The organism is Halomonas sp. PBN3 (assembly GCF_000475415.1).
Classification (GTDB): domain Bacteria; phylum Pseudomonadota; class Gammaproteobacteria; order Pseudomonadales; family Halomonadaceae; genus Halomonas; species Halomonas shengliensis.
This window is the reverse complement of the sequence record NZ_AXCA01000036.1, coordinates 1-6,031: the sequence shown is the minus strand read 5'-3', so window position 1 is coordinate 6,031 and position 6,031 is coordinate 1. Positions and strand designations below refer to the sequence as shown.

The 6,031-nt window shown below is 60.8% G+C and carries 5 protein-coding genes; 2 read left to right on the top strand and 3 right to left on the bottom strand.

The window, feature by feature from the left end; genetic code table 11:
- Positions 1 to 39: 39 nt before the first annotated feature.
- Together Q673_RS21800 and Q673_RS21795 are read right to left on the bottom strand one after the other, a co-directional pair.
- Positions 40 to 1,215 carry an RNA-guided endonuclease InsQ/TnpB family protein gene (locus Q673_RS21800; RefSeq protein WP_023004756.1) on the bottom strand — a complete coding sequence of 392 codons (1,176 nt, stop codon included), beginning with the start codon at positions 1,213 to 1,215 and terminating at the stop codon, positions 40 to 42.
- Positions 1,216 to 1,699: 484 nt separating this feature from the next.
- Positions 1,700 to 3,331, bottom strand: a complete 1,632-nt coding sequence (locus Q673_RS21795) for an NAD+ synthase (protein WP_023004755.1) — start codon at positions 3,329 to 3,331, stop codon at positions 1,700 to 1,702.
- A gap of 95 nt (positions 3,332 to 3,426) precedes the next feature.
- Here Q673_RS21795 and Q673_RS21790 point away from each other — a divergent pair, with 95 nt between their 5' ends.
- Both Q673_RS21790 and Q673_RS21785 read left to right on the top strand, forming a co-directional pair.
- The gene (locus Q673_RS21790) at positions 3,427 to 3,720 is read left to right on the top strand and encodes a PP0621 family protein (RefSeq protein WP_023004754.1); all 294 of its coding nucleotides are present in this window, start codon (positions 3,427 to 3,429) and stop codon (positions 3,718 to 3,720) included.
- A 158-nt stretch (positions 3,721 to 3,878) separates the two neighbouring features.
- A complete protein-coding gene (locus tag Q673_RS21785) occupies positions 3,879 to 4,418 on the top strand; it encodes a GspH/FimT family pseudopilin (RefSeq protein WP_023004753.1) in 540 nt (179 codons plus the stop codon).
- Between the two features lie 69 nt (positions 4,419 to 4,487).
- Here Q673_RS21785 and Q673_RS36420 read toward each other — a convergent pair whose 3' ends face one another.
- Positions 4,488 to 5,918 carry a PilX N-terminal domain-containing pilus assembly protein gene (locus Q673_RS36420; RefSeq protein ID WP_152527062.1) on the bottom strand — a complete coding sequence of 477 codons (1,431 nt, stop codon included), beginning with the start codon at positions 5,916 to 5,918 and terminating at the stop codon, positions 4,488 to 4,490.
- Positions 5,919 to 6,031 lie beyond the last annotated feature (113 nt).

Below are 6,031 nucleotides of genomic sequence, written 5' to 3'. Positions count from 1 at the left end.
AAGTCCGACAGACTGCTAGCGGGCGAGGCTTCCCACTTCTCAGGCAGCAGCCGGCGATATGCCGGACTTACGCAAGCCTCCATGGGCAGAGACGGACAGCCCTTCCGCCTTCAACTTCACTATGCCTTGATGCTTGATATTCAGCGCCGCGTTAATGTCCCGGTCGTGGAGGGTATGGCAGGCAGGGCACTCCCACGACCGGATGTTTAACGGCATGGCGTCCACCTTGTGCTGACAGACATGGCAGGTCTTGGAGCTGGCAAACCACGGGTCGATCTTGACCAGATGCTTGCCCTGCTCCTTGGCCTTGTAGGCCAGCTTGGTGGTCAACGCGTGCCAGGACGCATCGCCGATGTGCTTGGCGAGGCGGGCGTTTTTCATCATGTTGCTGATCTTCAGCGTCTCGACGATCACCGCTTGGTTATCGTCAACGATCTGTCGAGAGAGCTTGTGCTGGAAGTCGTTGCGGGCATTCGCCAGCCGCTCGTGCGCCTTGGCGACGAGTAACCGTGCCTTGGCCCGATTGGCGCTGCCCTTCTTCGTGCGGGACAACGCCTGCTGCTTGCGCTTGAGATTTTGCTGCGCCTGCTTGAGGAAGCGCGGATTGGCGATCTTGCGGCCGGTGGAGTCAATGGCCAGATGCGACAGCCCCATATCGAGGCCGAGGACCTTAGCGGCGTCAACGTCCTTCAGCGGTGCCGGGGCAGCCTGCTCAGTGTCAAACAGCAACGAGGCGTAGTGCTTGCCGGTGACGGTACGGGTCAGGGTGATGCTTTTCAGCCTGCCCTCGACCTGGCGATGCATCCTGGCCTTGATCGGCCCGAGCTTGGGCACCTTGATCCAGTCGTCGCCGGCCTTGACGCCGACGCAGTGATAGCTGGACTGCTTGCCCCGCTTGCTCTTGAAGCGCGGATAGCCGGCTTTCTGCGCGGGGTCGAAGAAGCGCTGGAAGGCATGATCGAGGTTGAGGCACGCCTGCTGGAGGGCGATGGCGTCGGCCTCTTTCAGCCAGCCATACTGACGGGATTTCTTGGCCACCGGGAGCAGCTTTTTGATGTCGTGCTTGGCGCTCAACGACTGGCCGTGGCGCTGGTAGCGATGGGACATGATGCGAAGGCCGGTGTTATAGACGAAGCGCACCGCGCCGAACTGGCGGTTCAGAAATGCCGTCTGCTCGGTCGTGGGGTAGAGTCGTACCTTGGTAGCCTTCAGCATGGCGCGCCATTGATGCATGGATGTATGTACAGCTTATGCCGCCGGGCCCCATGCCGCAAACCCAGCAGCGCTATCGCGCTGCCCGCTTGTATCCCCGCCCGAGTGGGCGAGGGTTTACGCGGATTTTTGCTAATGTGAATCGCCCCTATGGCAAGACCATGGGGGCGATTTTTTCGTTTCATCGCAAACTGGCGTGAACCAGTTCGGTAGTGAGTATTGGGAGGCCAGGGTTATTGTGGGAGGCCGGGTTCCCCGGGCGATTGGAGGCCGCAGGCCTCCCGACGGTAATGGCCAAACTCAGCAGACACCACCAGGGCGCCTTCGGCGCCATTCGCCCGGCAAAGTCGGAACGCCGAACCGCGCCCTCCCACCAGGCTAGTTCACGCTAATGTGTGATGGCTCAATAGAAACACCCCAACGGGCTGGCCCGATGGGGTGTCTCGTGGTCTACCGCACGGCTTGGCCGCTGGTAACTTGGCGGCGGTTATTCCCCCGGCTGCCAGCCGTTGACAATGGGGTAGCGGCGGTCGCGCCCGAACCCGCGGCGGGTCACCCGCACGCCCACCGGCGCCTGGCGGCGCTTGTACTCGCAGCGATCCACCAGCTTCACCACCCGGTAGACGTCGTCACGGTCGAAGCCCGCCTCGATGATCGCCTCGGCGCTCATGTCGCCTTCGATATAGCGCACCAGGATGGCGTCCAGGGTGTCGTAGTCGGGCAGCGAGTCGCTGTCCTGCTGGTCCGGCGCCAGCTCCGCCGAGGGCGGCCGCTCGATCACCCGTTCGGGGATCGCCGGCGACTGGGTGTTGCGCCAGCGCGCCAGGCGGTAGACCCAGGTCTTGTAGACGTCCTTGATGGCGTTGTAGCCGCCCACCATGTCGCCGTAGAGGGTGGCGTAGCCCACCGCCATCTCGCTCTTGTTGCCGGTGGTCAGCACCATCAGCCCCTTCTTGTTGGAGATCGCCATCAGCAGCACGCCGCGGCAACGCGACTGCAGGTTCTCCTCGGTGGTGTCGCGCTCGGTGCCCTCGAAGGCCTTGGCGAGGGTGCCCATGAACGCCTCCACCATGGGCTCGATGGGCATCACCTCATAGTGCACGCCGAGCATCTCGGCCTGCTCTGCGGCATCTTCCTTGGAGATATCCGCGGTGTAGTGGTAGGGCATCATCACCGCCTGCACCCGCTGCGGGCCCAGGGCATCCACGGCGATGGCCAGCGACAGCGCCGAGTCGATGCCGCCGGAAAGCCCCAGCACCACCCCCTCGAAGCCGCTCTTGTTGACGTAGTCGCGTAACCCGGTGACCAGCGCGCAGTAAAGGTTCTCCTCCGCCGGCACGTCGGGCTCGGTCTCTCCCGGCTGGGGCACCCAGGCGCCCTGCTGCTGCAGGAACTGCACCGGCATCAGGCCCACCGCCCAGTGGGGCGCCTGCACCTTGAGCTCACCGGCGGCGTCCATGCAGGCCGAGCCGCCGTCGAACACCAGCTCGTCCTGGCCGCCAATCTGGTTGACGTAGACGATGGGCCTCTCCACCGCGGCGGCACGCTCCTCCAGCAGGCGCAGCCGCTCGGCGGGCTTGTCCTGGTGGAAGGGCGAAGCATTGAGGCTGACCAGGATATCCGCGCCGGCCGCACGCGCCTGACGCGCCGGCGCCTCCTCCCACAGGTCCTCGCAGATCAGCAGCCCCAGCTTCACGCCCTGGTGGTCGAGCACCAGCGGCTCGGCGCCGCGGGCGAAGTAGCGCTGCTCGTCGAACACCTCGTAGTTGGGCAGCGCCTGCTTGGCGTACTCCCCCAGCCACTCGCCGTTGTAGAGGGCGCCGGCCAGGTTCCAGATCCGCCCCTCACGGCGCCCGGGATAGCCGACGATCACCAGCACGTCACGCACCACCTTCTCGGCCATGCGGGTGCGCGCCGCGCGCAGACGGGTCTCCATGGAGGGGCGCAGCAGCAGGTCCTCCGGCGGGTAGCCGGTCAGGAACAGCTCGGGCAGCACCACGATGTCGGCGCCATGCTCGATGCGCGCCTCGCGCACCGCCTCGATGGCGCGTTCGGTGTTGCCGGGAATGTCCCCTACCAGGGGGTCCAGCTGAGCCATCACCAGCGTCAGGTCTTGCATGGGCTTGGAAATCTCTCGAGAATCGATGAATGCCCTCATTGTCCCGCATGGGCGGCCGACTGGCAAAGCCGACCACCCCACCTGGGAGCGCCTGGATGAACCTCTTGATTATTCGCCTGATCATCTTCGCCGTGCTGTTCTTCGCCGGCCTCAAGCTCTACCGCATCTACCGGGAGTGGAAGCTGGACCGCGAACGGCTGGATCACGACGCGCCGGAGGGCGGGCAGATGGTGCGCTGCGCCTGGTGCCGGGTGCATGTGCCCGAGGCGGAAGCCCTGCGCGACAAGGGCGAGTGGTTCTGCTCCAGCGCCCACCGCGACCGCTACCTGCAGGAGCAACAACAGGACAATGACGGCGCCGACGGCGAAGAGGACGACCGCCGCGACTGAACCGCCCCGACACCTCATCGAATAGTTCGCCTATCACGCATAAGCGTGGCGGTTTTCGCCTACATCCGTTGTACGAAAAGGCGCACGGCTGCCCCCGATGGCTTGGCTAGGGTGAAAGAATCACCCACCGAGCAAAGAGACATCTCCGGGAGGGCCCCATGCGCCTCGCACCCCCAGCCTGCCGTGGCACCCGCCGCCAGGCCAGCGGGATGACCTTGATCGAGCTTCTCGTCGCGGTGGCGGTGCTCGCCATCGTCGCCACCATCGGCCTCCCCAGCTACCAGCGCCTGAGTGCCCGTAGCGAGGTAACCGCCGAGGTGATGCGCCTCAAGAGTGCACTGGCCATGACCCGCAATACGGCCATCACCCGGCGCACCACCATTACCCTCTGCCCCAGCACCGATGGCAGCCAGTGCACCATCGTCAACAACGCCGATGGCAAGGCGTGGCTGGCCCCTTTGGCCATTTTCGAAGGGCGCGGCGAGGCTGGCGATACCCTGCTGCGCACGCTTGGCGAGAGCCGGCTACCCGCCCTCACCTATCGCAATGATAATCGCCCGGTGCGCTACAAGGCACTGGGGCGCTCCGGCGGGCATAACGGTACCTTTCGGCTCTGCGGGCGGCGGGAAGAGGGAGCCAAGGTGATTATCAATAATGTGGGGCGAGTCAGGGTCGAGCATGGAAGGCCGAAGTGCTGATCACGACTTTCGCGCCTCTACGTACGAGAGTCAGCAGCAAGAGCTGAAACTGGCTTGGCGACCGGCCCATCACTGCCAGCCTTCGATGTCACCGAAGGAACGATCCCCGGCAGGGCTACCGCCGCCGCCCCACGGGTCTTCTCCACCACTCTCAATAACGAGCCCATTTTTGTCATCATCGTCGCCTTCAATTTCCAACTCCCCGGCCACAATACTTCCGTATAACCTGCTGCCCCCACCCTCTCCTTCTATATCAACCTCTCTGAAAGGCGCAAAAATATTTAACGCCAGCTCAGTATTCTTGCCTATATCGATTTCAATATCATCATCACCATTCCCAACCGCCAATATGCTAAATGCCGGCTTTCCCTTAGAGCTGAGGCCACGCTCTGTACTGGTTCCGGCGCCAAACTCGAGATCGACTTTTCCCTTCTTTTCAACAATCACCGTCAAGCTGGCTTGCGGCTCGATGATAAGCGAAAAGCCCTCATCATCCCCCAGCTCCAGCTTCTCTTCCACCACAAGCACAACATTATCCTTGACCCTCAGAGAGCCTTCCTCCTTTTTAAACTCTTTCAGGTACACCACCGGCACATCCTCCTCTCCATCCCATTTGGAAGAGCCTACCGATGCTTTTACTTTCCCAGAGTCACTTTTTAGGCCCTCCGAGTTCAGCACCCACTCTTCCTTATCTTTGCTTTCCACCTTTCCGCTATAATGCACATCTTTGACTAGATCCTTGACGGCATCTTTCAGCGTCACCTTTTTTCCTTTGCTATTCTCGAAACCTTTAAAACTCTTCTTGCAATAGGGAGCCTTCTTCAATATATCAGACTTATCTAAACCTTCTTCAATCTCCCCTTCGACCTTACCACCATCATCTAGATCAACCTCACCGCCGGCGATAACATTTCCTTTTACACTAGAGTCCTCCTCAATTTCTACATCTCCCTTTGCGATAACATCACCCTTTATCGTGACATTATCACTAATCTCCAACTCATCTCCGCCACAAGATGCTATCGCTGGACCAATCTCTCCCTTACTCTTCAGCCTCACTCTCACTGGCTGACTAATAGCAATAGGCGAGCTCTCACTATCAGGGATTATCGCACCCATTGCCACAATATAGTAATCACTACCAATTATCGAGTATCCATAACGACATGCCACTGGTGACTTGCATCCACCATCTTTACCTACCTTATCACTATTACCGGTTAACTGGCCCCACACCCCCTCTGGTTCTTCACTAAGACTGACCAACTTCTCCTGATCTTTCATCTTTTCCAGGCTGTTAGGGCTTTCTTTCCCTTTTGTCTCCTTCCAGCCGAATGCTGCAGCCTTCTCTGCGCCCATCTGCGCCTCGGCAGCAGCCTTGTAGTTCCCCGCCAGCCGCTCATCGATCTGGGAGGACTGCATGCTGGAGAGGCCAACCATCAGTGAGATGGTCAGCAGAGAAAGAACAACGATCAGCGCGGCACCACTCTCTTTTTTCATTACCCTCTCCTCAGTGGTGACGTCACCTACACAGAAAAATACTTAATGGCCAAGGCCACCAACAAACCTCATCATTATCTTCGTTGCCGTTGCCGTTTCCGTTTCCGTTTCCG